The organism is Pseudoalteromonas sp. L21, assembly GCF_021728035.1.
Lineage (GTDB): Bacteria > Pseudomonadota > Gammaproteobacteria > Enterobacterales > Alteromonadaceae > Pseudoalteromonas > Pseudoalteromonas arabiensis.
Window position 1 is genome coordinate 367,831 of the sequence record NZ_JAKKCV010000003.1, and the last position, 25,860, is coordinate 393,690.

The 25,860-nt window shown below is 41.1% G+C and carries 20 protein-coding genes; 12 read left to right on the plus strand and 8 right to left on the minus strand.

Annotated elements, in window-relative coordinates; translation table 11 throughout:
• The first annotated feature begins 18 nt into the window (after positions 1-18).
• The 4 genes from L3V41_RS10525 to L3V41_RS10540 all read left to right on the plus strand — a co-directional run bounded on the left by L3V41_RS10525 (position 19) and on the right by L3V41_RS10540 (position 4,856).
• On the plus strand, positions 19-396 hold the full coding sequence (locus L3V41_RS10525; protein WP_237127686.1) for a DP-EP family protein: 378 nt from the start codon (positions 19-21) through the stop codon (positions 394-396).
• 149 nt (positions 397-545) lie between these two features.
• Positions 546-1,532, plus strand: a complete 987-nt coding sequence (locus L3V41_RS10530; RefSeq protein WP_237127687.1) for a sensor domain-containing diguanylate cyclase — start codon at positions 546-548, stop codon at positions 1,530-1,532.
• Positions 1,533-1,668: 136 nt separating this feature from the next.
• Entirely contained in the window at positions 1,669-4,188 is a 2,520-nt protein-coding gene (locus L3V41_RS10535; RefSeq protein WP_237127688.1) for a TonB-dependent receptor, read from the plus strand.
• Positions 4,189-4,307: 119 nt separating this feature from the next.
• Positions 4,308-4,856, plus strand: a complete 549-nt coding sequence (locus L3V41_RS10540; RefSeq protein WP_237127689.1) for a hypothetical protein — start codon at positions 4,308-4,310, stop codon at positions 4,854-4,856.
• Here L3V41_RS10540 and L3V41_RS10545 read toward each other — a convergent pair.
• The 4 genes from L3V41_RS10545 to L3V41_RS10560 form a co-directional block, all read right to left on the minus strand.
• The gene (locus tag L3V41_RS10545) at positions 4,853-5,758 is read right to left on the minus strand and encodes a tetratricopeptide repeat protein (protein ID WP_237127690.1); all 906 of its coding nucleotides are present in this window, start codon (positions 5,756-5,758) and stop codon (positions 4,853-4,855) included. The genes L3V41_RS10540 and L3V41_RS10545 overlap by 4 nt on opposite strands.
• 133 nt (positions 5,759-5,891) lie before the next feature.
• Entirely contained in the window at positions 5,892-7,244 is a 1,353-nt protein-coding gene (locus L3V41_RS10550) for a magnesium transporter (protein ID WP_062570447.1), read from the minus strand.
• Positions 7,245-7,329: 85 nt separating this feature from the next.
• On the minus strand, positions 7,330-8,328 hold the full coding sequence (locus L3V41_RS10555) for an AraC family transcriptional regulator ligand-binding domain-containing protein (RefSeq protein WP_193988525.1): 999 nt from the start codon (positions 8,326-8,328) through the stop codon (positions 7,330-7,332).
• Positions 8,312-9,229: a GGDEF domain-containing protein gene (locus L3V41_RS10560; protein WP_062570445.1), complete on the minus strand. Its 918-nt coding sequence runs from the start codon at positions 9,227-9,229 to the stop codon at positions 8,312-8,314. Before L3V41_RS10560 ends, L3V41_RS10555 begins: the two co-directional genes overlap by 17 nt.
• A 284-nt stretch (positions 9,230-9,513) precedes the next feature.
• Here L3V41_RS10560 and L3V41_RS10565 point away from each other — a divergent pair, with 284 nt between their 5' ends.
• Positions 9,514-11,814, plus strand: a complete 2,301-nt coding sequence (locus L3V41_RS10565) for a TonB-dependent receptor (protein WP_237127691.1) — start codon at positions 9,514-9,516, stop codon at positions 11,812-11,814.
• A gap of 57 nt (positions 11,815-11,871) precedes the next feature.
• Positions 11,872-13,800 carry a phytase gene (locus L3V41_RS10570; protein WP_237127692.1) on the plus strand — a complete coding sequence of 643 codons (1,929 nt, stop codon included), beginning with the start codon at positions 11,872-11,874 and terminating at the stop codon, positions 13,798-13,800.
• Between the two features lie 84 nt (positions 13,801-13,884).
• Here the strand turns inward: L3V41_RS10570 and L3V41_RS10575 are convergent, their stop codons facing one another.
• Both L3V41_RS10575 and L3V41_RS10580 read right to left on the minus strand, forming a co-directional pair.
• A complete protein-coding gene (locus tag L3V41_RS10575) occupies positions 13,885-14,469 on the minus strand; it encodes a VTT domain-containing protein (protein WP_130151173.1) in 585 nt (194 codons plus the stop codon).
• Positions 14,470-14,527: 58 nt separating this feature from the next.
• Complete coding sequence (locus tag L3V41_RS10580) at positions 14,528-15,436, minus strand: GGDEF domain-containing protein (protein ID WP_062570441.1); 909 nt, start codon at positions 15,434-15,436, stop codon at positions 14,528-14,530.
• A gap of 884 nt (positions 15,437-16,320) precedes the next feature.
• Here L3V41_RS10580 and L3V41_RS10585 point away from each other — a divergent pair.
• The 6 genes from L3V41_RS10585 to L3V41_RS10610 all read left to right on the plus strand — a co-directional run bounded on the left by L3V41_RS10585 (position 16,321) and on the right by L3V41_RS10610 (position 23,459).
• Complete coding sequence (locus tag L3V41_RS10585; protein WP_193988522.1) at positions 16,321-16,566, plus strand: hypothetical protein; 246 nt, start codon at positions 16,321-16,323, stop codon at positions 16,564-16,566.
• 569 nt (positions 16,567-17,135) lie between these two features.
• A complete protein-coding gene (locus L3V41_RS10590; RefSeq protein WP_193988521.1) occupies positions 17,136-18,368 on the plus strand; it encodes a TMEM143 family protein in 1,233 nt (410 codons plus the stop codon).
• Positions 18,369-18,447: 79 nt separating this feature from the next.
• Entirely contained in the window at positions 18,448-20,487 is a 2,040-nt protein-coding gene (locus L3V41_RS10595; RefSeq protein WP_062570437.1) for a S9 family peptidase, read from the plus strand.
• A gap of 281 nt (positions 20,488-20,768) precedes the next feature.
• On the plus strand, positions 20,769-21,074 hold the full coding sequence (locus tag L3V41_RS10600) for a hypothetical protein (protein ID WP_062570436.1): 306 nt from the start codon (positions 20,769-20,771) through the stop codon (positions 21,072-21,074).
• Positions 21,071-21,457 (plus strand): hypothetical protein, encoded by a 387-nt coding sequence (locus tag L3V41_RS10605; protein WP_062570435.1) that lies wholly within the window; start codon positions 21,071-21,073, stop codon positions 21,455-21,457. Before L3V41_RS10600 ends, L3V41_RS10605 begins: the two co-directional genes overlap by 4 nt.
• A 118-nt stretch (positions 21,458-21,575) precedes the next feature.
• Complete coding sequence (locus L3V41_RS10610) at positions 21,576-23,459, plus strand: propionyl-CoA synthetase (protein WP_237127693.1); 1,884 nt, start codon at positions 21,576-21,578, stop codon at positions 23,457-23,459.
• Positions 23,460-23,529: 70 nt separating this feature from the next.
• Here the strand turns inward: L3V41_RS10610 and L3V41_RS10615 are convergent, their stop codons facing one another.
• Together L3V41_RS10615 and L3V41_RS10620 are read right to left on the minus strand one after the other, a co-directional pair.
• On the minus strand, positions 23,530-24,405 hold the full coding sequence (locus L3V41_RS10615) for a diguanylate cyclase (protein ID WP_062570433.1): 876 nt from the start codon (positions 24,403-24,405) through the stop codon (positions 23,530-23,532).
• A 117-nt stretch (positions 24,406-24,522) separates the two neighbouring features.
• A complete protein-coding gene (locus L3V41_RS10620; RefSeq protein ID WP_193988518.1) occupies positions 24,523-25,833 on the minus strand; it encodes a DASH family cryptochrome in 1,311 nt (436 codons plus the stop codon).
• Positions 25,834-25,860 lie beyond the last annotated feature (27 nt).

Below are 25,860 nucleotides of genomic sequence, written 5' to 3' on the forward strand. Positions count from 1 at the left end.
CAATTAGAAGGTAACAACATGCGCGAAAATCAAACTTACAACTTTACAGTCAACATTTCACTTAACAGTAACAATGAGGCGGTATTTACGTATTTTCAAAATGGCCAAGAAGTTTCAGGTGGTGGTACTGTTAAAGAAAGAAACAGCCTTGGAATATATACTTTAGATGAGGCAACTATTGCTAAAGGTTTTCAATTTACGGGAGCAAGGTTTTCAAATCTTGAAGGTAACTGTGTTCAAGACTTTAGCTATGAAATTATTGATAATGGTCAAAGTATTCATATTACAGACGCTGATGATAATAAAGGAATAGTTTGTATGATTTTTAATGTTGAATGCAACGGTGTAAACTATGAAAGTACAGATCCACAAGTAGAAAATGATAGAGAAAACTAAAATCATGTTGTTAAAGGCTCTTTAGAATGAGCCTTTTATTATTTTAAAACAACAACTTAAAACCAGAAGATTACCGGAAGGTTTATTTGCACTTTTTTAAGTAACTTTATAGACACCAAAAACGTTTGCATTGGCAAAAAGGAACGAGTGTGTCTATTTCCAACAACAAAAATAAACAAACAAGCAAAATCACAAACCACGCAGGGGGGGCGTTACCTAACTCTATAAACTCAGATCAGCTCGCTTTAATTGCACAAATGTTTCAACACATGGCTGAGGGTGTTTTTATCATCAATGGTCAAGGCACGTTTGAATTTGCCAACCCGATGGCTGCGCAACTTTTTGGTGATAACCAAGAGGCGTTAATTGGTCAAAACCTATTGCATTACCTGCACGATACCGACCGCGATAAATATATGTATACCCTACTAAGCTGGTTAGATCATAAAGACTCGCCAATTAGTTTAGGGCCAAACGAAGTTAAAATTAATCGTGCCGACAATAAAACACTTGATGCTGATTTATGTATATCAAGCTTACCTAAAAATATCGCTATTGCAGATAATTTATTTATTTGCGTTTTACATGATTTATCATCACATAAAGAGCAATATAACCGCTTAATAAAACAAGCCACAACCGATCACTTAACAGGCCTTGCAAACCGCCTTACTTTGGAAGAATCATTAAAAAAACATTGGCAAGAAAGTGTGCAAACAAATCAGGCTATTAGTACTATATTAATTGATATTGATTATTTTAAACTATTTAACGATCGATTCGGTCATGTTAAAGGTGATAAGTGCTTACAAAAAGTAGCGAGTATAATTGCCGAGTCACTGCCCTCTCATGACTGTTTAGCAGCGCGTTACGGTGGTGAAGAATTTGCCGTTATATTACCAAGGTGTCAAAAAGACACAGCCGCAGCAATTGCAAAACATATTCAAATTAAAATCAATGCAATGTCATTTACAGATATAGGTTTGCCCAGTGATTTTAGAATAAGTGTAAGCCAAGGCATTGCGTGTGAATTTAATAACCAATACCGTACATCAGAGGCGTTAATTTGCGCAGCCGATACCGCGTTGTACCGTGCCAAAACAGAGGGACGCAACAAGATCAGCATTAGCGCGTAAACACATAATTAACAACGTAAAAAACTAATTAACAAGTCGCGTTAGTTACACATATACTATACTTTTATGTTATTTGTTTGTTCCCATTATACGTTTTACACTGCGCTAAAATAGATAAGTCAGATGGAAATCAATAATGGCATTATTCAATAAATTACCTTTGCAACTTGCAATCGCAAGTACGCTTGCTGCATCAGTGACAGCAATCGCTGCTGAGCAACCTACTGAAAATACAGCAAAAGATATTGAAGTTATTTCAGTGACGGGCACACGTCGTAGTTTACGTAGCTTGTCAGAAAGTACTGTTCCGGTTGATTTATTAACAAGCCGCGACTTAGCAAGCACAGGTCAGCTTGAAATTAGCCAAGTACTTGCCTCTCAGTTGCCTAGTTTTAACTACCCAAGTGCAACCCTTGCCGATGGTACTGACCACGCAAAACCTGCTGTATTACGTGGCCTTGCACCTGATCACACTCTGGTATTAATCAACGGTAAACGCCGCCACGCGGGTGCCCTATTAAACTTAGGTGGCACAGTGGGCCGCGGTTCAACGGCGGTTGATTTAAATAATATTCCTACCTCAGCAATTAAACGCGTAGAAGTACTGCGTGATGGCGCTGCCGCGCAATATGGTTCTGACGCCATTGCTGGGGTAATTAACATTGTACTAAAAGATGCCGACGAAGGCGGTAGTGTAAGCTACACCTATGGTGAGTACGACACACAAATGGCAGGCTCGCCACAGTTATTAGGCACAAGCGCAGATAGCGAAGGCAACTTAAGCTTTGCAAAAGGCGCTGACCGCAAATTAAACGATGGTATTTCGCGCACCGCAAGTGCTAATGCGGGTTTCTCATTTGCAGATAATGGCTTTATTAATATTTCAATTGAATCGCGTAATAACGAGCCAACTAACCGCTCAGGTATTGACCAGCGTGAACAATATAGCCGCGATGTAAACGGTAACCTAGACCCACGTGAATTCGACTTTGACCGCTACAACCACCGTTTTGGTAAAGCCGATATCGAAGATATCGCCCTATTCTATAACCTAGGTTATGAGTTTAACGACACGTTATCGCTTTATTCATTTGCTAGTTACTCAAACCGTAAAGGTAATTCGGCTGGTTTTTACCGCCGTGCGAAAGACTCTCGTAACTTACCTGAAGTATATCCTGACGGTTTCTTGCCACAAATTGATACCGACGTAGATGACTACTCATTTGCTATTGGCCTGAACGGCGAAACCAATGAGTGGACATGGGATCTAAGCAGCAACTATGGTCGTAATGACTTTGGTTTAGGTGTTAGCAACAGTTTAAACACGTCAATGGGTGTAAATAGCCCAACAGAGTTTGATAACGGTGCGCTTGTGTATGAGCAATACTTAGTTAACATGGATGCCAGCAACACGCTTGATTTAGGCTTACCTGACGATGTGTTTGTCACCATTGGTGCAGAGTATCGCCACGAAAACTACCAGATTAAAGCAGGTGAAACAGCTTCTTATATCACGGTACTTGATGATGCAGGTAACCCTGTTGCTGCCGGTGGTGCACAAGTTTTAGCAGGCTTTTCACCTGACAGTGCAACTGATGAAAGCCGCCATAATGTCGCTGTATTTGCTGAGTTTGATACCTACCTTACAAGCGACTGGAATGTAGTTCTTGCTGGCCGCTTTGAAGATTACAGTGACTTTGGTAGTACTTTTACATCAAAACTGGCTTCTCGTTACAGCGTGAATGAATCATTGTCTCTACGTGGTGCAATTAGTACTGGATTTAGAGCGCCGTCACTTGCACAAACGTCTTACAAATCGGTAAGCACGGTATTTGAAAATGGTATTCCAAGTGAAGTTGGTTTGTTCCCTGTTGATGAACCTGCGGCGCGCGCATTGGGTGCTCGTGACCTTGATGCAGAAGAATCAGTTAACATGACTGCGGGCTTTATCTTTACGCAAGGTAACTTTAGTTTAACGCTTGATGCATATCGCATCGACATTGATGACCGTATTGTGTTGTCTGAGAACTTAAGTGGCCCTGCCGTCGAGGCTATTTTAGCCGAGGCCGGTGAGCAAAATACTCAACGTGTTCGCTACTTCACCAATGCCATTGATTCACGTACGCAAGGTGTTGATATTGTTGCAACCTATTCATTAGGTTTAGAAAACTACGGTGACTTACGCTTAAGTGCAGCTGTTAACTTTAATGACACCGAAGTTACTCATGTTAAAGAAAACCCTGCTGAGCTTGAAGCCCTTGGTGATAGCTACGAATACTTTGCGCGTCGTGAAATTACCCGCTTTGAAGAAGGCACGCCAGCAAATAAATGGAACTTGTCTGCAACATGGGACGTTGAAAACTTCCAAACAACACTTCGCGCCACGCGTTACGGCGAAGTGGTGGATACATCAAGCACACCAGAAGGTGATGAAGTCATTGATGCAAAATGGATCACTGATTTAGAGGTGGCATACCGCCCATCTGCACAATGGAAATTTGCTGTTGGCGCAAACAACTTATTTGATCAGTACCCACAAGATACTGTAAGCAACATAGGTTACAGCGACTTTAATCAAATTTTCACTTATAGTGCGTTTACACCTTATAGTTTAGATGGCCGTTTCATCTACGGTAACATCACTTATAACTTCTAAAAATAATCGGTGCTGGCTTAGGCTAGCACCGCTTCCTTATAAAAATATAACTCGTTTAACCAACTTTTTTCACACTTGCTGCGACTAACTTAATAACGCAACCCATTAAGGACAGCATTATGAATTTAGTACGCATCACAGCATCAGCTCTATTTGCCGCAGCCACCACTGCCTGTATTGGTCTTTCTAACGCAAGCACAACAATTGACGATAACAACTACCGTGTTATCACCTTTAAGGACTGTAAAAAAGTGCATGAAGGCACGTTAAACAATGAGCAAATCGCCGCCTATCAACAATTAAAGCGTGAGCAAGAAAAACTTGAATCACTGGAGCTTCCCCTCACTGAGATGGAGCAGCAAGTCACAGAATATTCACAGCAAATAGAAGCAATTACAGTAAAGGCCGTGGTAGAAGATGAAAACCACCTAAGAATCAACAAAGATTTATTAAAAGAGCAAGATGAATTAACTCATAAACTTGATTCGCTCATTGCTTCTCATGATGCCGACTTTAAAGCGTTAAATGAGCAAGCTAAACAAATGGAAAAAGCGGCTAAGTTATTTGATGAGGCTATGAAACCTATGATGCAGCAGGGTGAATCGACTCATTTGCAAATTTTAGCGCCAGGCGAAGCTGAAAAATCAGGCTGTTTTTACTCTATCTAAAGCGCGCTTTTAAGCTGTGTATAAAGAGCGGTATGCGTTTGACGAATATCCTCTTTATGCACTTGCTTAAACCACTTAACAGCTTGCTCATGTTTACCTGCTTGCCAGTTTAGCTCGGCTAAACGTAACTTATAGATAGCAAAAATAAGTTGATCAGCTGATTCACTCATATACTCAAGTGCTTGTTGATAATAGCGTTCTGCTTTTGAGTAATGCCCCAATAATTGATGAGTCCGTGCCAAGTTCCCTAGTGCAAGGGTTATTTTACGGGCATGACTGGTCTTTAAAATCCAGTCAACTGCGGCCTCTCTACTGATCAAAGCACTCTCTAAATCACCCAAAGAATGAAATACATGGGCTTTGTTTGATGACAACTCAAAATGAAAAATAGGGTCTTTGCTCTTACCAAATCGACGCTCGGCTTTATCAAGAATTTGTAAAGCCGTTTCTTTATTACCAAATACATGCTGTAAATTTGCCAATTCAACCATGCGCATTGGGTTACCAAACGAGTCAAAAATAGCCTGTAGCTTTTCAAACGCTTTCGTTGCATATTTTTGAGCTACTTCGTGCTCCCCGAGGTAATGCATTGATTTAGCGTAATAAAAGTACACCTGAACTTGAAATACTTCAGGTAGTTCGGGAGTTTGAATGAAAGGTTCGGTATGTTCTTTTAAAGGAAGAAAGTCCATTTGATCATAATAATAATCAAACTGATAAGACTTAATTTCATACCAACGGTCTGAATGAAACTCACTGTTTTTAAGCTGTAGGTTTATATAGTCTAGGCAACTTAATTGCTTTCGCTGCGCACAATAAACCTCATGGTCACTGAAGTTTTCAGAAGCACTGCTCTGAAAAGACAACAAACCGAGTAATAACAGCATTAATCTATTTTTCATTCACTACTTTCCAGTGAGTACACATATAAAAAGTAACAAAAAAGAATGAATTTTGACAGTATATTTTTAATTTATTGTTACAAATGTAATTAAACAAGAAGCCTTTATAAAGGCTTCTTGTTTATTTTTGACGCTAAAGTAGCAGTAAACTACCCAAACCAAGGAACGTGACAAAGCCGACAATATCAGTGACTGTAGTCAAAATAACGGAGCCCGAAAGTGCAGGATCTATCTTAAGCTTATCCAAAATAGATGGGATCACCACACCTGATAGTGATGCAGCAACTAAGTTTAATAGTATGGCAATCGTAATGGTTAAACTCAGCATTCCGTCGTTAAACCAGAAGTAAGTGAGCACACCAATTACAAACGCCCATACACATCCATTTAATGCACCAACCCTAAGTTCTTTTTTCAATAGTGCTCTGCGGTTAGAGTCTGTCACCTGACCTAGTGCTAAACCGCGCACAATAACCGTTAACGTTTGGCTTCCTGCAATTCCGCCCATCGACGCAACCACAGGCATCAGTACCGCAAGTGCTACAACCTGTTCAATGGTCGCACCAAATAAGCCGATAAACCAAGAAGCTAAAAACGCAGTAGCCAAGTTAATACCCAACCAAATACCGCGGTTTTTTGCAGACTTTGTTACACTTGAGAACAGGTCTTCGTCTTCACGAAGACCACCCGCTTTAGCAGCGGCTTCGTCGGTTACTTCTTGGCGTAATTCATACGCCGATGACACTGATAAGCGGCCTAGCAGTTTGTTGTCGGCATTCACCACCGGCATGGCCATTTTTTCGCTATGTATTACCACTTCAGCAGCTTCATATAGGTCATCATCAGCATGCAAAGCCGACACATCAAGGTTCGCATAATCAAGTAAGCTGTCGTTATCGTTGGCTTTAAATAGAGCATTGATTGCCACTTCACCTATCAATGTGCCTTTGCGACTCACTAAATAAATTACTTCGGTATATTGCGGTAACCCTTTTTGAAAAATCTTACGGGCACCTGCCACGGTAAGCTTTTCCGACACTTTTAAGGCATCAAAATCTAACCAGTGACCTAATTGTTCTGGATTATATTGTTGTGCTAGCTCATATTGTTTTGTTTGAACTTCATCGAGTTGGCGACGGGCATAATCAACAAACCGCTCAGGAATGATTTCTTCCAGTTCAAGTAACTCTTCAACACTGACTTCATCAAGTAACTTAAACCCCTCAGCTTCATCTAAGCTTTGTAATAGCCAACGACAACTATCGCCACCTAAATTAATGAAAATTTCGTGTTGTGTATCTTCATCAAGTAGCTGCCATATCTCTAAACGCTGTTCTTTTGGTAAGGCTTCAAATAAAAGCGAAAGATGCTCTGTAGAGAGTTTTTCTTTGGCATCAGCAAGTAACTTGTTTTTACGGGTGGTGGTATCACACTGTAGTAGCTCATCAATGAGCTGCGGAAGTTGGTCAACAGGGTATTCAATCATCTGCAAACTCGGTTAAATACATCAATAACAACAGTCTAACCTAGCTTTATAAAAATAACTGCTACTCAATAAATTTATTTTTAAACTAAATTTTTAATTGGCTTGGGGTGATCCCTGTCCAGCGTTTAAACGCACGCCTAAAGTTTGCTATATCGTAAAACGATAAGCGCATAGCCACTTGCTCATTACATTGCTTACGCATGGCAAGCAGGTAAATCGCTTTACGCTTACTTTGCTCATCATACAATGTTGAAAAACGCACATTATGCGCTTTAAGTTTACGTTTAAAGGTTGCTGAGCTCATAGCAAAAGCACAGGCCACTTGCTCTAAGTTAAGAGCAGGATTTTGATAAATTAATCGCCCTACAGCCTCGACAAACGTTGTATTGGCATAATTGTATGCTGCAAGCTGTGAGTTAATTTGCGAAAAACGAAAACTACTAAAAGCAGGATTTTTCATTCGCAATACTTCTTTATTTAATATCCATTGCGTTATTGGCTTTTCAAACGCAACTTTTAAGCCTAGATGTTGCTCGTATTCTTGGCTATGTCTGGCACGTTTATAAGCAAAGTCAAATTGGCAATGAATACGCTCGCCCGCTACTTTTTTAAGGGTTTGATAAAACGCTGCACTGTAAATTTCCATAACATATTGGCTCATTTCATCATCAAGGCCGACAGCGTTTTGCAGCACAATATGATATTGCTCATTGTGTAGATAACTATAACTAAACAACAACGGAGCCAATTGCATACGCAATGTGTGTAATTGCTTAAGTGCCTGACCAATACTTTGGCTTTGCAGTACGCCTTGGGCGGCAACGGAGGTATCGTTAGCAAGCTGGCTGCCAAGCAAAAACCCACTGTCAGCGGATTTCATCAACACCTTAAATTGAGCCAGTAAACGTACTTGCTGTGAAATACTAAACTGATGTTGCACGCTCATTAAGTCTTGCTCAAACACCCCTGTGCCTCTAAGCAATTTATGAAGCTCCACTCCACGGCTCAAAGCAAGCTCTACTAGCGTGGTGATAAGCCCCTGTGCAGTGAGGTATTTGTCATCTTGATTAAGATACGGCTTCACTATGACTCACTCTTTGTTGTTTTTGTTGTTGTAACTGGGTATGCAAGCGAGCGCTCAAACTGTGCGCTGAATCATCTTGTTTTCGGCTCACTAAAGCAGACGAAACATGTTGAAACTTAGCCTGTTTAGCGCCTTCAACTTTAAAAGCACAATGTGTCAGCGCGGCGATTATTTGCGTTACCAACTCTTTGCCTTGCTGTTCAGTTGTATTTGGCATCAACACCATAAAACAGTCACCTGCATAGCGGCACACAACATCACTCAAGCGACAGTTCATTAACACCAGTTCGCTTACTTCGCTCAATAAGCGATCGCCTTCCATAAAGCCAAATTCAGCGTTAAAGTTTGAAAAGTCTCGAATATCAATTGCCGCCAACTGCAAGGGTTGTGGCACGGTTAATTGATCTTTCAGTACGCTTTGCAAATAATTGGCTTTGTAAAGCCCTGTTATCGAGCACACTAACTCATGCTCGCGATGCATTGCTTCACGACGTTTTAGTTGGCGATTTAATACATATTGCTCTTTGTGCCATTGATAGAGACCAATGCTTGTAAAAATCATCCCTACAGGGGCAGGTAAAGATTCGATCCAAGTAAGCCAAGTATTAGTGGGCTGATGCAGCCATTCATCAAATAAATCGAGAGAAGCTGAAAACATAAAAAGCCCAAGCCCCAAAACTAAAAAACTGGTGACTTTACTGGGAGGCCTTGAAATAAGCAGTGCTGCAATCCATGTCAGTGTCATCAACACAATGCCACCTTCACCTAAAATATCTAACCATGCAATGTCGGCAAGTGGTTTTAACTCCCCTGCTTGTGCGCTTAGCAAAAATGCAATTACAAACAGGGCAATCACAACATTGGTTAACAATCGATGATGAGTAAAAGGGTTAAATCGCATTTTCTATACCTAACAATAAATCACACTGCCATGCTAACCCGTTAGCATTTAAAGCAGCAGGGTCATATTAGCTCAATGATGTGACAGCAAAACGACAATGCTCCCTTTTTAACCCCTTTCAGCGTTGTATTTACTTTAATTGAATGGGGTGATTGCAGCTCAAAATGCTTTCAAAACACCTTTAATTGCTTGTTTTTACTGGTTGTTAGCGGTTTTTTGTCACATTTGCGTCATTTAAGCTGGGTAGTTTGCTCTCCAAACCAAGGACAATCAGGAGCAACCCCATGAAACAATTTAAAACGAAGGCGTTAGTCAGCGCTCTCGCCTTATGCCAATTCGGTGCCTATGCACAAGATGCACAAACGGCAGATGAAAAAAAAGTAAAAGTCTCAGAAGAGCTTGTTGTGTATGGTGAAATTGGTTATCGCAACCGTTCACAAGAACTTGCCCCCACACTTGAGTATTCGCAAGAATACTTCCAGCGTTTTGAGCCACTTACCGCAGGTGACGCATTGAAGCGTGTACCAAGTGTGACGTTTTTGTCTGACGTTTTAGAATCAGATGGAGCACGTATGCGAGGCTTGAGCCCTGCTTATACTAAGGTGCTTATTAATGGCGAAGAAGTGCCAGGCGCAGGTGCAGACCGCTCATTTTTTGTTGACCGCATTCCTGCAGAGCTCATTGAGCGTGTAGAAATTATTCGTGCATCAAGTGCAAACCGCTCAGCCGATGCCATTGCAGGTACACTAAACATCGTTCTTCGTGATGGCTACAGTTTAGATGGTGGTTATTTGCGTGCGGGTGGCCTACGTTATGATGATGGCGAATTAAAAGAAAGCTTTGCAGGCGTTTACGGTACTGAATTTGCAGGTGGTCGCTTATTACTTGGCGCAAACTTACAAGGCCGTTATAACCCAAAACAAAAATCAAGCCGACGCTATGGCGACAGCCCTGAAAATAACGCCAATTATCAAACGGAAGAGTTTGATAACCGCGAAGATCAAACCGACACCCGCGACGGTGACGATACCTCACTCAATGCCAGCTACGAAATCGCCTTTGATAATGGCAGTAAATTCGATATAAGCGCTATTTGGGTTGATACAGACCGAACAGAAGATGAACGTTCATTTGAATACGACGACCCAACCGCCACCAGCAATTCGATTGTTGAAGGGGGGAATCTTGAAACCGACAATGCCAATGTATCTTACATTGATCAAACCAACTACAACATTAACTCAGGCTATGAGCTACCACTTTTTGGTGGCACCAGTAAATTCAAATTAGGGTTTGCACGCTTTGAAGAGTCTGTGTACGAACAAGAAGTAGAAATTGATACCTCTGAACTTCCTATGGTATTCGAAGAAGAGGAAGAAACCGTTGATATCGACGATAAAGAGTGGTCATTGCAATGGCAACACAGCCTATTTGCGGGTGAAAATAAAACCATTCAATTTGGTGCGTTTTTACAAGGTAAAGAACGTGATACGGCGGTTTATCAAGCCGAAGGGGAAAGCGAACAAAACTTTGCAAGCTGGGATCAGTTCAGCAAAACCCCACTGTCGCTGGCAGGCTTTAACAACGAGTTTGAAGCAGCGGCTGGCGGTGTAAATACACTTGAAGAAGACCGCTTAGATGTGTTTGCACTGGTAAAACACGAAGATCAAGATTTCTCGTGGGAAATGGGTGTGCGTTATGAGTCAACCGACTCAAACATTACCGATAAAACTGAAGGTGTAACAGCAGACAATGACTACGACTTTTTCTTACCGTCAGCCCATTTACGCTACAACGTTTCTGAAAACGGCCGTGTAAGTGCCTCAGTTGCACGCAGCCTGCGCCGCCCAGATTTTGATTACATCACCCCAGCTCTACTTGAAAAAGAATTAGGTGATAACGACTTTTTAGGTAACCCAGACCTTCAGCCAGAATCATCGTGGGGTATGGACCTTGGTTATGAGTATCGCTTAGGCAAAAGCGGCGTAGTAGGACTCAATGTATTCTACCGTGATGTTTCTGACCTGATTGAAATTGCTAATACTGGCGTAGAAGGCTCAGAAGGCGAAGGCACCTATATATTGCAACCACGTAACACAGGTGATGGTACTGTGAAAGGGGTTGAACTTGACTTATCAACGCCTCTTTCGGCCCTTAGCATGCCAAACACTGGGGTATTCTTTAACTACTCATGGCTTGATTCAGAAGTAGATGACGCCTTTGGTAGCCGTAAATTTAACGACCAATCTGACTATGTATTTAACGTTGGTTTTATTCAAGACCTACCTGATTTAGGCGCTTCATTCGGTGCAACTTACCGTAAACAAGGTGATGCTTATGGTCGTATCGTGGGTGAAGAAGTGACTACACACTACGGCGCAGACCTTGAAGTATTCGTAGAAAAACGCTGGCAAGACGTCACGCTTCGTCTAGTGGGCTCAAACCTACTAGATGCAAGCAAAGACGAGAGCTTTAACAAGTTCGACACCGTTGATGACCAAATCAACCGCGACTTTGACGAGTATGAACTGGAATCTGAAGAAGCAGGCCCAGTCATTCAGTTAATGCTGCGCTACGCGTTTTAATACACAAAGAGTTATTAAGGCAGCTCACTGCTGCCTTGTTTTATAATTGGGGATCCCATGAATTTTACAACACCACTAAACCTTGCTGCCAGTGCAATATTGCTAAGCACCCTCGCAGCCTGTAGCCAAACAACGGCAACCGAGGCACCAAGTAAAAACCAATTAACTGCCTTTGGCACAACTGAAAATATGCAAGGCTCACAAGCAGCAGCCATTGCTGATGACGCTTGGCTATTAAGCTCACAAAGCCAAGGCTTACAACTGATAGATGCGAAAGGCGCTACGCATATTCTTAAAAAAGGGAATTTTGAAGCCTTATCTGTTAAATCAATCAATAATAATAACTACCTCGTTGCAAGTATTGATAACGAAACTGACCAAGCGGTTATTTTTAGCTTACAAAAAACACCGAAATGGCAGTTAACTGAAATTAGCCGTATTACACCACCAAAAGCAAAACCAGAGGCAGTGTGCTTATTTGCAAACCCAACGACTCAAGCTGTGTCGGCGTTTGTAGCAGACGCTCGTGGTCTTATTCGTGAAACCTTAGTATTTGATATTGAAAATAAGCGCTCATTAAATATTGAATTGCGCGAATTTGCAGGGGTTAGTGAAACATCAGGCTGTGCGGTTGATGATAACAGTAAAACCCTTTATGTAAGTGAAGGCGAAGTAGGCATTTGGCAAATTAACGCTGATGCCGAATCTCGTGCCGATAAAAAACCCCTTGCTATGATGGCACCATTTGGCACTTTAGCCCCAGAGGTTGGCGGTTTAGCAACAACAAGTGACGGTAGCTTATGGTTCACGACCTCAGAAAATAACCAATTGCACCGCCTTGAGAGCAAAACAAAGCGCTTTAACAACTGGCAATTTGCAGATGAATTTGCAATCGAATCTGCTGCAATACGCTTTAACAACAATCAAGCCGATATCGTGCTTTACGATGATGAATCAGGTCATTATCTTAAGGGGCAAATCGACGCCCTGCCAGAGCAACAAAACAAGGCTAAAACAACGGCTATTACTTATATCCATGCACAAGCACAAACCGATGCAGTGCGTGCTTTTGGTGATGCCGCCGATGATCCTGCTATTTGGGTTAACCCTAATAATGCAGCTAACAGCTTAATTCTGGGTACTGATAAACGTCGTGGCTTGATGGTATACGACCTTGCAGGCAAAGAACTACAAGCATTGGAAACAGGCCGATTAAATAATGTAGATGTACGCCAACATTCAAGCATTGATAACTCTACAAATACGTGGATAGCAGGCAGTAATCGTACTTATAACAGTATTAGTGTGTATACCGTTGATAAACGAAATAAAGTACAACACTTAGCTGAGCTGCCAACTACTCTAAAAGAAATTTACGGTATGTGTATGTATTCATCAAACACAGGCAACTATGTGTTTATGAATGATAAATCGGGGCTTTTTCAACAATATAAACTAACTGGTAATAATGAGGGTGTATCAGCACAACTAGTACGTGAATTTAGTGTTCCAAGCCAACCTGAGGGGTGTAGTGCTGATGATACAACCGCAGAGCTATTCTTAGGCGAAGAAGATGAAGGTATTTGGTTTATAGGTGCTGAGCCAAACGCTGGCAGTGAACCTGTTATGCTACAAACAGTAAACGATATACTGGTGGATGATATCGAAGGCATGGAAATCTACCACGCTAAAGATGCCCGTTATTTAGTGGTTTCTAGCCAAGGTGACTATACATATGTGCTCTATAAAATAATTGATGGTAGTACACCTAGCCTTGAATTTGCGGGTAAATTTGCAATAAGCAATAACCTTGAACAAACCATTGACGGTGTATCAGAAACTGATGGCTTAACCGTTACACCTGCATCTTTACCTGGTTACCCTGAAGGTGTACTCATAGTGCAAGATGGGTATAACCGAATGCCACAAGCGCCGCAAAACTTTAAAATTATTGACTGGCGTGAAGTAAAAAAAGCACTTAAATAATGAAGTTGCAGAACTTAGGAAGGTGCTGAGGTAACTCAGCACCTTTTTTATTTCTATAATTTACAGTAAATCAAGCGCTAAGGATTAAATCAGTGTACTTAACCACCAAAGCAACAAGACCAGAATAGAGATACCTACCAACGCTTTGGTTTTATGCTTTTGAATAATACGTTCAGCTTGATTACCCGCATAATATACTACGGCAGCTAAAGCAAAATACCGTATTGAGCGGGCAATAACCGTCGCTAATAAAAACAATACAATGGAGTATTTCGTGGCGCCAGCAGCGAGCATCGCAATCTGAAACGGAATGGGCACAATACCTAACGTTAAAACAAACCAAAAACCTTGTGACTGCATTTTTTGCTTCACTTGTTCGAACTGCTCTGGATTCGAAAAGGTATTTATGACCCAATCGCCAACAATATCAAACAAATAATAACCCAAGGCATAGCCAAATACTGCACCAATAATACAACCAACAGTCGCCATTAGCGCAATAAGCCAGAGTTTTTCACGGCGCGCTTGCATTAAAGGAACAAGCACCGCTTCTAACGGGATAGGCACTATGGTTGACTCTAAAAAGGATGCCACCGTAATCGATTTAAGCATATGTTTAGAATCAACAAACTGCCGCGTTTTTTGCTTAAGCTTTTTTCCTATTGCCATCATCTATCCTTAAGAGTCGTGTTCGTTTTAGCGTACAGCAAAAATCCTTAACCGTCCCTTACAAAGAGTGGCTATAGCGTCCTCGCCCTGCATTTTTAGCCTTATACAACGCTTGGTCGGCACGCTTCATCGTACAGCCAAAAGTCTCTGCATGACGCTTTGTCGCGGAGCCTACACTCACGCTTAATACTTTATTAGACGTAACCATTACATTATTTGCTAAGCACACTAATTGTTCACATATTTGCTTTAGCTGTAACACATCATCTGTAGGTATAAAAAGGGCAAACTCCTCACCTCCGATACGGGCAAATAAAATCGCAGGGTCTAGCTTCTGCTGGCATCTATCAACAAAATCAATTAACACTTGATCGCCCACGTCATGCCCATATTGATCGTTGATTGCTTTAAAGTGGTCAATGTCCACTATTGCCAGACTATGCTTTTTTATTTGGTTTTGCTGCATGAAATGATAGAAATAGCGGCGGTTATAAGCCTTGGTTAGTACATCTGTTTTTAGTTCGTCAGCTAACTTTTTATATGCTTTAGAGAGATCTGATAGCGCCAAAAAAAGCCCTGCTCCCGTAATCAGCATACCGATTGTTCTAAACATGTCTTCAACGTAAATACCTATCCACTTAGGCTGATAAACAAACTCATCTAAAAAATCAAACGTTAAGCCGATACTCCATAGAAATATACCACTACTGAGAAATAGATAACTGACTTTGACAACTGCCGAGGTTTGCACAAACGAAAAGATAAAAATCAGAATTAGTAAGTTGATAACATCAGAGAGTACACCATTTATGTAAATGTCTGCTTCGAGGTGATGGTAAATCGACAAATAACCAACAACAATACCCAACAGAGTAATAATGAATAGGCTAATAAAGCATTGTTTTAATCGTTTTGAAGCCGGTGGTGAATTAACACCGCCCTCTACTGGTATCATTGTTTTTTTCATCAAGCACAACCACCATGACGGCAAGTGAGTAAAACAGTAACAAAGAGCAAAAATAAGTACAGAAAATTGCAATAATCTTCAGATAAAAACAGTATTTGGAATGGAGTAATTAATCTAAAAGCAATCCTTCAGGATGATTTAAATTACCTAAAGTAGAACCAATGAGCTTAAAGGGATCTGCTTAGCGCTTGTAGGATATTACTTGTGGCACAGTTGTCTTGAACGCTCCGCTTCTAACAAACATAATCTCATTGTTATTGATAAACAATGCTGCTAATTTGTTTAAGCGGGTAAATAAAGTAAGTGCTAGTTTTTGTCATCCATCCAATCGAATTTTGCTCTAGCGGGAGTTGGCACTTTTAAGCTTCATGGATACAGGAAGATCTATATGAGAACAATGGAAAACATTATAATTGAGCGTGGTGATCTTGAGAAAATATACCGCTCGGATCATGACCTTACACTCTGGCGCGGATTACATATTGATGAGGTTAACATCAAGACAAACCCACTGTATCCAGACCTTGCTCGAAAAAGACTTCAAAATGGTAAGATTTGAGAGCCTGATGTTGAGGTTTACAACTCAGAGGTTAATGGAAAACAGTATGTCAAATCTGAGGAAGGTAAAGGTACTTCAGTTGTAAATACTGATGGTATGTTTGGCTACAAAAAATGGGAGTATTTTATAATCCCCGCAGGAACCCCTATCAGAAATAGGCTTATCATCACAAAAGACCATGTTATCCCCAGAAAAAAGACAAAGGATAATGGACCTGTATGGCATTATTCAATTTCCCCAAATTACGATATGCCAGTAACAGAGTTTTTAGACGCGCTAGATGAATTAGCGAGAGATGCCGGAATTAGAATACAGGTTAGAAAACATGCAAACTCCTGATCACCGAATGATGTCTGTGTGCATTCAAGCATTACAAGATGCTATCAAATACTATGAATTTTTATCGCAATCAGAAACTGTCGATCTTGATGATTATCAAGAATGTATTTTTATGTATGAAAGGCAACTATGTCAATTGGTTAAACTATACAAAAAAGCAGAAGCAGAAGGAAACGTCAATATCCCTTTAGAAGAACTACTATCCCCACCCTACGATGAGTTAAAAAGCTAGTCAAAATGAATGCGTTAACAGCTCTTTCCCCCGCACCAGTGCCTGTATCAGAGTTTTGTCTTCGTCCTGAAAACATTGATCTAAAGGGGCTTTGTAAATGAAGGTTTTTTTCCAAAATACATTAAAAGTGTTTTACGCATTTGTAGAGCAATTTGTATTTTATATTGCGGCTATAATTGCATTCCTATGTTGGGTTTCTTTTGAAAATATATACTTAACAATTTCACTTTTTATTTTAATTTGTATACTTTTTTGGGCAATCCCGTCTGTTGTGAAGCGAAATAAGTAGAGCTTAAATGTTTATCATCAGGACATTTTTCGCTTTACTCTGGTTTGCGGTTAGTTCACCACTTTACCGCAAACGTCACTAAGTGAAAAACACCTGTAAAAACAATTTTAAGCATTTTTTTAACATAATTATAGATAGTCTATAGTTATTGTAACTCACAGCACATACCTAGTTATCAGGCTCCAACAGCCCAAGTTAAGCCTTATTCTGTTTAAAATATCGCATTTACGTGATTATTTTTTTATGATGCCAACCATATTTAATAACACGCTATTTAGAAATGACGAACGCTCGCTTTATTCCTTTTCGTAAATACGACATTATCTCCCTGTGCCAAGCCTATCTAAACGAAGCGGATCATCAGTCATTCGCTGAATTTTCGACTATTTTGCAAAGTGTTATTCATTACCAATACCATGACTTATTAGAGTCATTAAAAAATAACTATGCCCCGTTTGATCCCAATGCAGACACACGTTTATTAAACCCGATTGACGATAAAACACGTAAAGCGCACCAAGCTAAATTCGCGCAACAGTTTGCCACTGTGCTTAATGCAGCAAATTATGAAACCATCACCAATCAGGACTTACAAGAAGCACTTAATGAAGAATCGCTTTTTAAAGTACGTTTAGCTGTGGAGTTTGCTGACTTTGCCGAAGTGGTGTTCTATCGCCGTGGAGAATCTCAAAAAACAGAAACGCTACGTACTTGGTGGGGCTTAAGAAAAAAGCAAGTTCAGTTTACTAATTACGATCGCGTTGCCATATTCATTCGCTTTAAAGATGAACAATATTTTTTAGAGAAGGGCAAAAAGCCTATGGGTTTTGAGCCTAGCTCAACCATTGTTAAGCTATTTCAGAATGTTCCAAAAGCTGACTTGGAAATGCTATTTCCAAATAGCGAAGTGAAAATGCGCCCTATCGATAAACTTATTATTGGCTCTTCAGCTTTGGTAGGCGGAACTGTGGTATTGGTTACTAAATTAGGTGCATCTATTTTACTGTTAATTGCCATGATTGCTTTTTGGGGAGGCTGGCGCAGCGAAGAAGTGCACATGAGCCAACAGCACTTTATTACTTTTGCTATTGGTATGGGTGTATTTGGCAGCTTTATTTTTAAGGAATGGAGCAAGTTTAAAAACCGTAAAATTCGCTTTATGAAAGCCTTGGCAGATAACTTATATTTTAAAAATCTCGATAACAATGCGGGCGTTTTTCATACCTTAGTAGATGCAGCCGAAGAGGAAGATGTAAAAGAAGCTCTGCTCGCTTATACGTTTTTACTCAAAGCAGATGAAGCAATTAGCTCAGTCCAATTAGATCAGCGCATTGAAGCATGGTTTTACAGCACTCAGCAATGCCAACTCGACTTTGAAATTGACGATGCACTTAGCAAACTCGTCAAGCTCAACCTTGTTGAAGAAACCCAAGGTTTATATCAAGCGGTTGATTTAAAAACAGCAAAGCAACGTTTAGATGCGCGCTGGGATGGATTTTTCACCTTTGGTTAATGCTACTTTATCTCATTGAGCTTGCGTGAATAAAAGTCTACTTCTAGGATGAAATTTTCCAAATAAAAAAGACCATACCATGCAATTTAAAAAAACAATGATAATCGGGGCCAGCTTGCTATGTGCTGCAAATACGGCCCCTGTTTATGCAAACGACAAGTTTGTTTCTGAGGATATCTTTCAATTAGAGTACGCTGGCGACCCACAAATTAGTCCTGATGGGAAAAAAATTGTCTACGTACGCAGCGGCTACGACATCATGAAAGATGGTAATAAACGTAGCTTTTGGCTATACGATCTAAAATCAGGTCAGCACACTCCTCTTTTCGCTGATGAACACAGTTACAGCCAACCGACTTGGTCACCGGATAGCAAAAAAATTGCTTTTACCAGTAATGTAAGTGGTTCTAATCAATTACATGTTTATTGGTTAGCGCAAGACAAACAAGCCCTCTTAACTCAGCTTCCAAAATCAGTTGGCAATTTAACTTGGTCTCATGACTCAGAGCAAATCGCCTTTACAATGAATATCCCAGAAGGCAAAACAGCCTTTGCTAAATCGGTCAAACTCCCTAAAAAACCAAAAGGCGCAGACTGGTCAAAACCTGTAAAAGTAATCGAGAAAGCACGTTATCAAGCGGATGGTGCGGGTATGCTTGAACCTGCCTACCGACATGTATTTGTTATTCCTGTATCGGGTGGCACACCTCGTCAACTAACCACGGGCGACTATCAACATCGTGGTCCACTCGCATGGAGCCCTGATAATACAAAACTCGCGTTTTCAGCAGATCGAAATAGTGAATGGGAATACCGTACGACCGAGTCTGATCTTTACGAAATTAATATCAACACAGCGGAACTAACTCAGCTAACCGACCAACCAGGGCGAGAAACCAATCCTCATTATAGTGAAGATGGCGACGAGCTTGCATTTATCGCTCGCGACAATGCCCCTGTGCCTTACATTAATTCAACCCTTTCAATGCTTGATTTAGACGATAAGTCAGTCAACCATATAACCAAGGAGCTAGACCGCTCAGTTGCAGACTATAAGTGGTCTGGAGATGGCGATTTTATCATTCAGTATGATGACTTTGGTAAGCGTAAACTGGCTAAGGTCTCAAGTCGTGGCAAAGTCACTGACTTAACAGACACACTCTCGGGTACATCAATTGGCCGCCCGTATATTAGTGGTAGTTTTAGTATGGCAAATAATGGGGCCATTGCTTTTACAACAGGCAGTGAATACCGCCCTGCTGATCTAGGTTATCTTTACAAAGGTAAAAGCAAAACTCTTACGTCATTAAATGAAGATGTATTAGGCCATAAAAAGCTTGGTAAAGTACACGAGCTGAATGTGAAGTCTCAGTTCGATGGCCAAGCAATCCAAGGTTGGTATATCACCCCTCCTGATTTTGATGAAAACAAACAATACCCACTGATGGTTGAAATTCACGGCGGCCCGCACCTTGCGTATGGCCCAAGTTTTACCGCTGAGTTACAACGCTATGCCGCAGAAGGTTACGTAGTTGTGTATGTAAATTACCGTGGCTCAACAAGTTATGGTAAAGACTTTGCGCTATTACTTGATGGTAAATACAGCTCAGAGGAAGATTTTGCCGATCATAACTCAGCGGTTGATGCGATGATTGAAAAGGGCTTTATTGATAAAAATAACCTGTTTATTGCTGGTGGTTCAGCGGGTGGTATTGCAACGGCTTATGCAGTTGGTTTAACAAACCGCTTTAATGCTGCGGCGATTACTAAACCGGTGATCAACTGGTTAAGTAAAACCCTGACAGCCGACAGCTATATTGGCCAAATTCGTAACCAATTTCCGGGTATGCCTTGGGACAATGTTGAGCACTATTGGAAACGTTCACCGCTTTCATTAGTGGGTAACGTGACCACGCCATCACTTATTATGACAGGTGAAGAAGACCGCCGTACGCCTATTTCAGAATCAGAGCAATTCTATCAAGCACTAAAACTGCAAAAAGTAGATACCGTGCTTATTCGTGTACCTGGTTCACCTCACGGGATTGCAGGTCGCCCTTCACGTATGATCTCAAAAATTGAATACACACTTGCGTGGTTCAAGCAGTATCAGAAGTAATTTTTTAAGAGCAGGCGCGTTGCTCTCGCGCCTGCTTAAAAATAATTACGACTAACCGCAAGTTGAACGCTGCCAATCGACTGCGCTTTTTCGCATTGTACTTTATGAGTAGAAAATGTGAAAATTAGCTCCTTTATAACTACCTAAAAGTAAGTATGAAACCGCTCAAGCCGCACTTTCGACATTCCTCTAAACTTTATATTCATACCCTGTCCTCTCATTTTAGTTTTTTTTTAGTTAAGTATATTTGTTTCTTTTGTGGCTGCTTTTTAAGCTTTATATTGCACGACAAGTTTAACGTACCGATTGTTGTTGCAGCGGCGGGGACTGGTTTACTAGGTACCTTTATTCCTTTTCCAAGGTATTTTAAGTCACACCCTTACTCAGCTATTTATGCGGGTAGTTTCGCGGGTATGTGCTCTTCAAGCTTAATTGCGAATTATTGGGAGCTTGGGCTTATTTCATTTTTAGGTGCATGCTTATACATTTTAACCATGAACCTATTTGCTGGCTTTGGTGGGCGATTAGGCAGTATCGCGTTTGCCAGTGTTGCACTTTACATGTTAGCTAAAGGGGTTGTTGCATGAACTCAGTCATCATATCACTTGTTGTGCTAGCAGCATTTGCAACCTACTTGTTAGCTCATCATAATCGCTTTGACGGTATTAGAGCGTCTGCATCATTATCAATTATTGCATATTGTGTACTGTACTTTATTACGCCAGATGTTGAGCTGTACAGCGTTGCCTTTTTTGGCGGTACGTTTATTGGTATGAGTGCCCCAAAACGCTTTGGAATTTTTACACTCGCTATCTCGGCATTGCTTTTTTCAATATTATTTGAGTATTTAGTGCCGCTATTAAATGGCTATGGCGGCGCATTAGGGTTAAGTGCATTTTTGTCCGTATGTATTTGTCACATTGGAATTTTACTTGGCGCACCGCGCAGCAAAGCCTCAGCGAAAGAGTAGTGTTTAATACCCGACACTAAATGACTGCCGACCAAGGTCGCATATTATTTAATCAAAAAGCGCCCTATATTTTTAACATGTTGTAAACATCTCTCACTAAAAATATAGGAGCCTCATCATGGCGGGCGAATATAAACAACACTATACACAATTTCAGCGCGACCCAGGTCAGTTTTGGCTTGAGCAAAGTAAACGGATCCCATGGTTTAATGCACCCACTGAACCGTATCAATATGACAAAAACGATTTTTATCACTGGTTTGCCGATGGCAAGTTGAATACCTGCTACTTAGCCCTAGACCAGCACGTCGAGGCAGGATTTGCTGAGCAAACTGCGCTTATTTACGACTCCCCAGTTACCAACACTAAACAACAATACAGTTATGGCGAGCTACAAACTCAAGTGGCTCAATTTGCGGGGCTCATGCAATCCCTTGGTGTGACAAAAGGCGATCGAGTCGTTATTTATATGCCCATGATCCCACAGGCAGTGATTGGTATGCTAGCGTGTGCACGCCTTGGTGCAATACATTCCGTGGTGTTTGGCGGCTTTGCTCCACATGAACTTGCTGTACGTATTGACGACGCGAAGCCAAAGCTGGTGCTGACTGCCTCTTGCGGCGTTGAAATTAATCACATTATTGAATACAAACCTCTGCTCGATGAAGCATTAGACAATGCAAAACACCCAGTCGAACACTGCATAGTGTTTCAACGTGAACAAGCTATTGCGACAATGCAAGATGGCCGTGATATTGATTGGCAATCGGCAAGTGAAAATGCACCACAAGCGCAGCCTGTTGCAGTGAATGGGGACGATCCCCTTTATATTCTTTATACCTCTGGCACAACAGGTACACCCAAAGGCGTTGTTAGAGAAAATGGCGGTCATGCGGTAGCTATGCATTACAGCATGGAAACTGTGTATGGCATGAAGCCTGGTGAGGTTTTTTGGGCTGCATCAGATATCGGCTGGGTAGTCGGTCATTCATATATAGTCTATGCCCCATTAATTTATCGCTGTACAACCGTGTTGTACGAAGGTAAACCCATTAGAACACCTGACGCCAGTGCCTTTTGGCGAGTTGTTGCCGAATATAATGTCACAGCACTTTTTAGTGCCCCAACAGCATTTAGAGCAATAAAAAAAGAAGATCCTAACGCAGAAGGCTTTAAAAAGTACGACACGTCGTCATTGAAGCGTTTATTTCTAGCGGGTGAACGGCTCGATCCACCCACCTACGAATGGCTTCAAGAACACACCGGATTACCAGTACTTGATCACTGGTGGCAAACTGAAACGGGCTGGGCTATTGCTTGCAACCCTATTGGTATAGAACAGCTTACTACAAAGCCTGGGAGCTCGACGGTGCCTACCCCAGGCTTTGATGTACAAATTTTAGATATGAATGGCGAGCGTTGTGCACCAAACGAAAACGGAGCTGTGGTAGTGAAACTGCCTTTGCCGCCAGGTTGCTTACCCACTATTTGGCAAAATAATGAGCGCTTTAAAGCGGGTTATTTAAGTGAGTACCCAGGCTTTTACTTATCTGGTGATGGCGGCTACATTGATGATGACGGTTACTTATTCATTATGGGACGCACAGACGATGTTATTAACGTGGCAGGACATCGCTTATCCACCGGCGAAATGGAAGAGATTGTTGCAGCCCACCCTGCTGTAGCTGAGTGTGCCGTTTTTGGCGTTAACGATACATTAAAAGGCCAACTGCCAATGGCAATGATTGTGCTAAAAGATGACTACCTTGGCGACAGTAAAGAGGTGGAGCAAGCGCTTATTCATTCGGTTAGGCATCAAATAGGAGCGATTGCTTGTTTAAAGAATATTTTGCACGTTGAACGCCTACCGAAAACCCGCTCAGGTAAAATACTTAGAAAGAACTTGCGCCAATTGGTCGATGGTGAAGAGTTGCAAATTCCCTCAACCATCGATGATGCAAGCATTTTTGATGAAATCAACCAACAACTACACAATCGCTGATTTGCTTTTGTAATGTTACCCAAAGGCCTTGTTGTGAAAGGCCTTTCTTCCTTGTGCTATTCTAAACATATTATACTTTATGTTGCTGTTTCATTTTATACATCATCGTATCTGCATGCTGAAGCAAAGTTTTAATACTATTACCATTAATTGGATATAGCGAAATACCATAACTTACACTCACAGGGTAAGACGTGTGATATTTTTTAGCTGCGCGTTTAACGGCCTCTGTGCAGCGCATAGCGACTTCATTACATGGCTTCAAAGATGAGAGTGATGGCAGTAAAACCACAAACTCATCTCCGCCAATACGGGCTAAAATATCCTGTTCTCGCAGCTGAAGTAATAGCTGCTCACTAATTGTAATTAGTAAATTGTCGCCTTGTTCGTGACCATACGTATCATTAATCAGTTTAAAATTATCCAAATCAATATAGATAATTGCAAAGTGCTGTGTGCCTTGCTTATCTTGCATAAAAGCATGTAACTGAATATCTAAGCCTCGCCGGTTCAACAATTTTGTCAGTGGATCTTGATTTACAAGTTCTGTCAAAAACTGACGTTTTTCGACGACCGAAGAAATATCATCAAACGCACCAATATAATGACTAACACAGCCCGCTTCATCGTATAGTGCATCAATCGACAACATTTCAGGAAACACCTCGCCCGATTTACGCTTGTTCCATACTTCTCCTTGCCAACGGCCTGACAATAGCAACTCTTTCCACATAGCTGCATAAAACTCTGCGGGTTGTTGTTTTGCTGAAAGAATTGCGGGGCTTTTACCAATAACATCTTCTTTTTTATAACCCGTTATACGCTCAAATGCAGGGTTTACATCAACAATTTTAGGCGCGGGAGTGGTAATTAAAATACCCCGACTCGTGGTCGAAAAAACCGCCGTAAGTAACTTTATTTTTTCATAATCATCACTGAATGTCATAGCATGCCTTGTTATCTGGCTAGCACGAAAAAGCAAGCCTTATTTATTATTTTAGATAACAAAGGTTAAAAACTCTAAAAATGAAAATTGAATGTTTGATTTAGCGCAAATCAAGGGTTAAATAGGCCAATCAACCACATCGGTATTATCAATAGTCGGTGTAGTTTGCCTTTCTCCGTCCCATTTACGAATGTAACGTCCCGTCGGGTCATATAAGGCTGTTTGCTTATTTATGTGGAAATGGCGACCGCCCCGAGGGTCAACACCCACACCTGCAATATATTGCCAATTCCCCCAATTCGCAGCTACATCGTAATCAATAAGCTGTTGCTCAAAATAGGCAGCCCCATACCGCCAGTCCACTGCAAACTCATTAACTAAGCAACTAGCTGCAATTTGCCGTGCACGATTAGAAATATAGCCTGTTGCATTGAGTTCGTTCATGATTGCATTCACTAGTGGAAATGGCGTCCTGCCTTGGCACCAAGCTAAAAATCGGTGACTGTTAAATGTATGTAAGGGAGGTGACTTTTTTTGCCCTTTAAAACGAAACAGCTTTGCACCAAACAACTTCGCATACCATTTAAAATACTCACGCCAAAGTAGCTCAAACTTAATCCAATAGGTTGACTCATTAGCACCATTTTCTTGTTCGTATTTGGCAACCTCGTGGTAAAGTTGCTTAACACTTATTGTACCGCTGGCAAGCCAAACACTGAATTTTGTACTATTACTAAAGCCGTCTAACTCGTTACGTGTTTCTTTATAACTACTGGGTGCTTTAGATGAGAAATAGTCATTGCAATGCTGCTGGGCTGCAACTAAACCACCATCAAAACGCCCCGATTGAGCTGAACTTTCAGGGATCACATCTTCTGGACATAGCTGTACAGGATGTGGCAGTTGAGATACTGCCTCAAGCGGAGCCGCAACGAATGTTGGCTCAGACTCTACTTTTTTGCGAAAGGCGGTAAAGTTTTTAGGCAAATTATGAAGCTGAAATGGTAAGTCTCGTTCTGTAAATAAGGTATCTTGCTGATAGGTTTTTACGGTAACATCTGGGCATAACTCGCTGATTTTACTTAGCTGCTTTTGCTCGTAGTAACCGACTTGCTCTGTACAAACTAATTTGCTGATAGCGTATTGTTTTAACCGCTGACTAATAATGGTTTCTGGCTCACCAGTAATAACATGTAAGGTTTGCCCTATTGTTTCCAGTGCATCCGCAAAAGCATGCAGACTCTCAAGTAAAAACCGATACTTTTGCTCGCCATAGGGTTTTAATTGATAATTACTCTGCTTGAACCAACGCGGCTCGACAACAAACACTAAATCAAGTTCGCCTTGAAACGCCGCTAAGTCAGACAAGATGACATTATCAATCAGCCGTAAATCATTTTGTAGCCAGTATAAAACACGCTCTTTCATGGTTTCGCTCACATTATTTTAATAATG

Bases quoted from the DNA above. Each gene is read 5' to 3' on its own strand.
- L3V41_RS10525 (WP_237127686.1), top strand. From the start codon at position 19: ATGCGCGAAAATCAAACTTACAACTTTACAGTCAACATTTCACTTAAC.
- L3V41_RS10535 (WP_237127688.1), top strand. From the start codon at position 1,669: ATGGCATTATTCAATAAATTACCTTTGCAACTTGCAATCGCAAGTACG.
- L3V41_RS10540 (WP_237127689.1), top strand. From the start codon at position 4,308: ATGAATTTAGTACGCATCACAGCATCAGCTCTATTTGCCGCAGCCACC.
- L3V41_RS10545 (WP_237127690.1), bottom strand. From the start codon at position 5,758: ATGAAAAATAGATTAATGCTGTTATTACTCGGTTTGTTGTCTTTTCAG.
- L3V41_RS10550 (WP_062570447.1), bottom strand. From the start codon at position 7,244: ATGATTGAATACCCTGTTGACCAACTTCCGCAGCTCATTGATGAGCTA.
- L3V41_RS10560 (WP_062570445.1), bottom strand. From the start codon at position 9,229: ATGCGATTTAACCCTTTTACTCATCATCGATTGTTAACCAATGTTGTG.
- L3V41_RS10565 (WP_237127691.1), top strand. From the start codon at position 9,514: ATGAAACAATTTAAAACGAAGGCGTTAGTCAGCGCTCTCGCCTTATGC.
- L3V41_RS10570 (WP_237127692.1), top strand. From the start codon at position 11,872: ATGAATTTTACAACACCACTAAACCTTGCTGCCAGTGCAATATTGCTA.
- L3V41_RS10575 (WP_130151173.1), bottom strand. From the start codon at position 14,469: ATGGCAATAGGAAAAAAGCTTAAGCAAAAAACGCGGCAGTTTGTTGAT.
- L3V41_RS10580 (WP_062570441.1), bottom strand. From the start codon at position 15,436: ATGAAAAAAACAATGATACCAGTAGAGGGCGGTGTTAATTCACCACCG.
- L3V41_RS10585 (WP_193988522.1), top strand. From the start codon at position 16,321: ATGCAAACTCCTGATCACCGAATGATGTCTGTGTGCATTCAAGCATTA.
- L3V41_RS10590 (WP_193988521.1), top strand. From the start codon at position 17,136: ATGACGAACGCTCGCTTTATTCCTTTTCGTAAATACGACATTATCTCC.
- L3V41_RS10595 (WP_062570437.1), top strand. From the start codon at position 18,448: ATGCAATTTAAAAAAACAATGATAATCGGGGCCAGCTTGCTATGTGCT.
- L3V41_RS10605 (WP_062570435.1), top strand. From the start codon at position 21,071: ATGAACTCAGTCATCATATCACTTGTTGTGCTAGCAGCATTTGCAACC.
- L3V41_RS10610 (WP_237127693.1), top strand. From the start codon at position 21,576: ATGGCGGGCGAATATAAACAACACTATACACAATTTCAGCGCGACCCA.
- L3V41_RS10615 (WP_062570433.1), bottom strand. From the start codon at position 24,405: ATGACATTCAGTGATGATTATGAAAAAATAAAGTTACTTACGGCGGTT.
- L3V41_RS10620 (WP_193988518.1), bottom strand. From the start codon at position 25,833: ATGAAAGAGCGTGTTTTATACTGGCTACAAAATGATTTACGGCTGATT.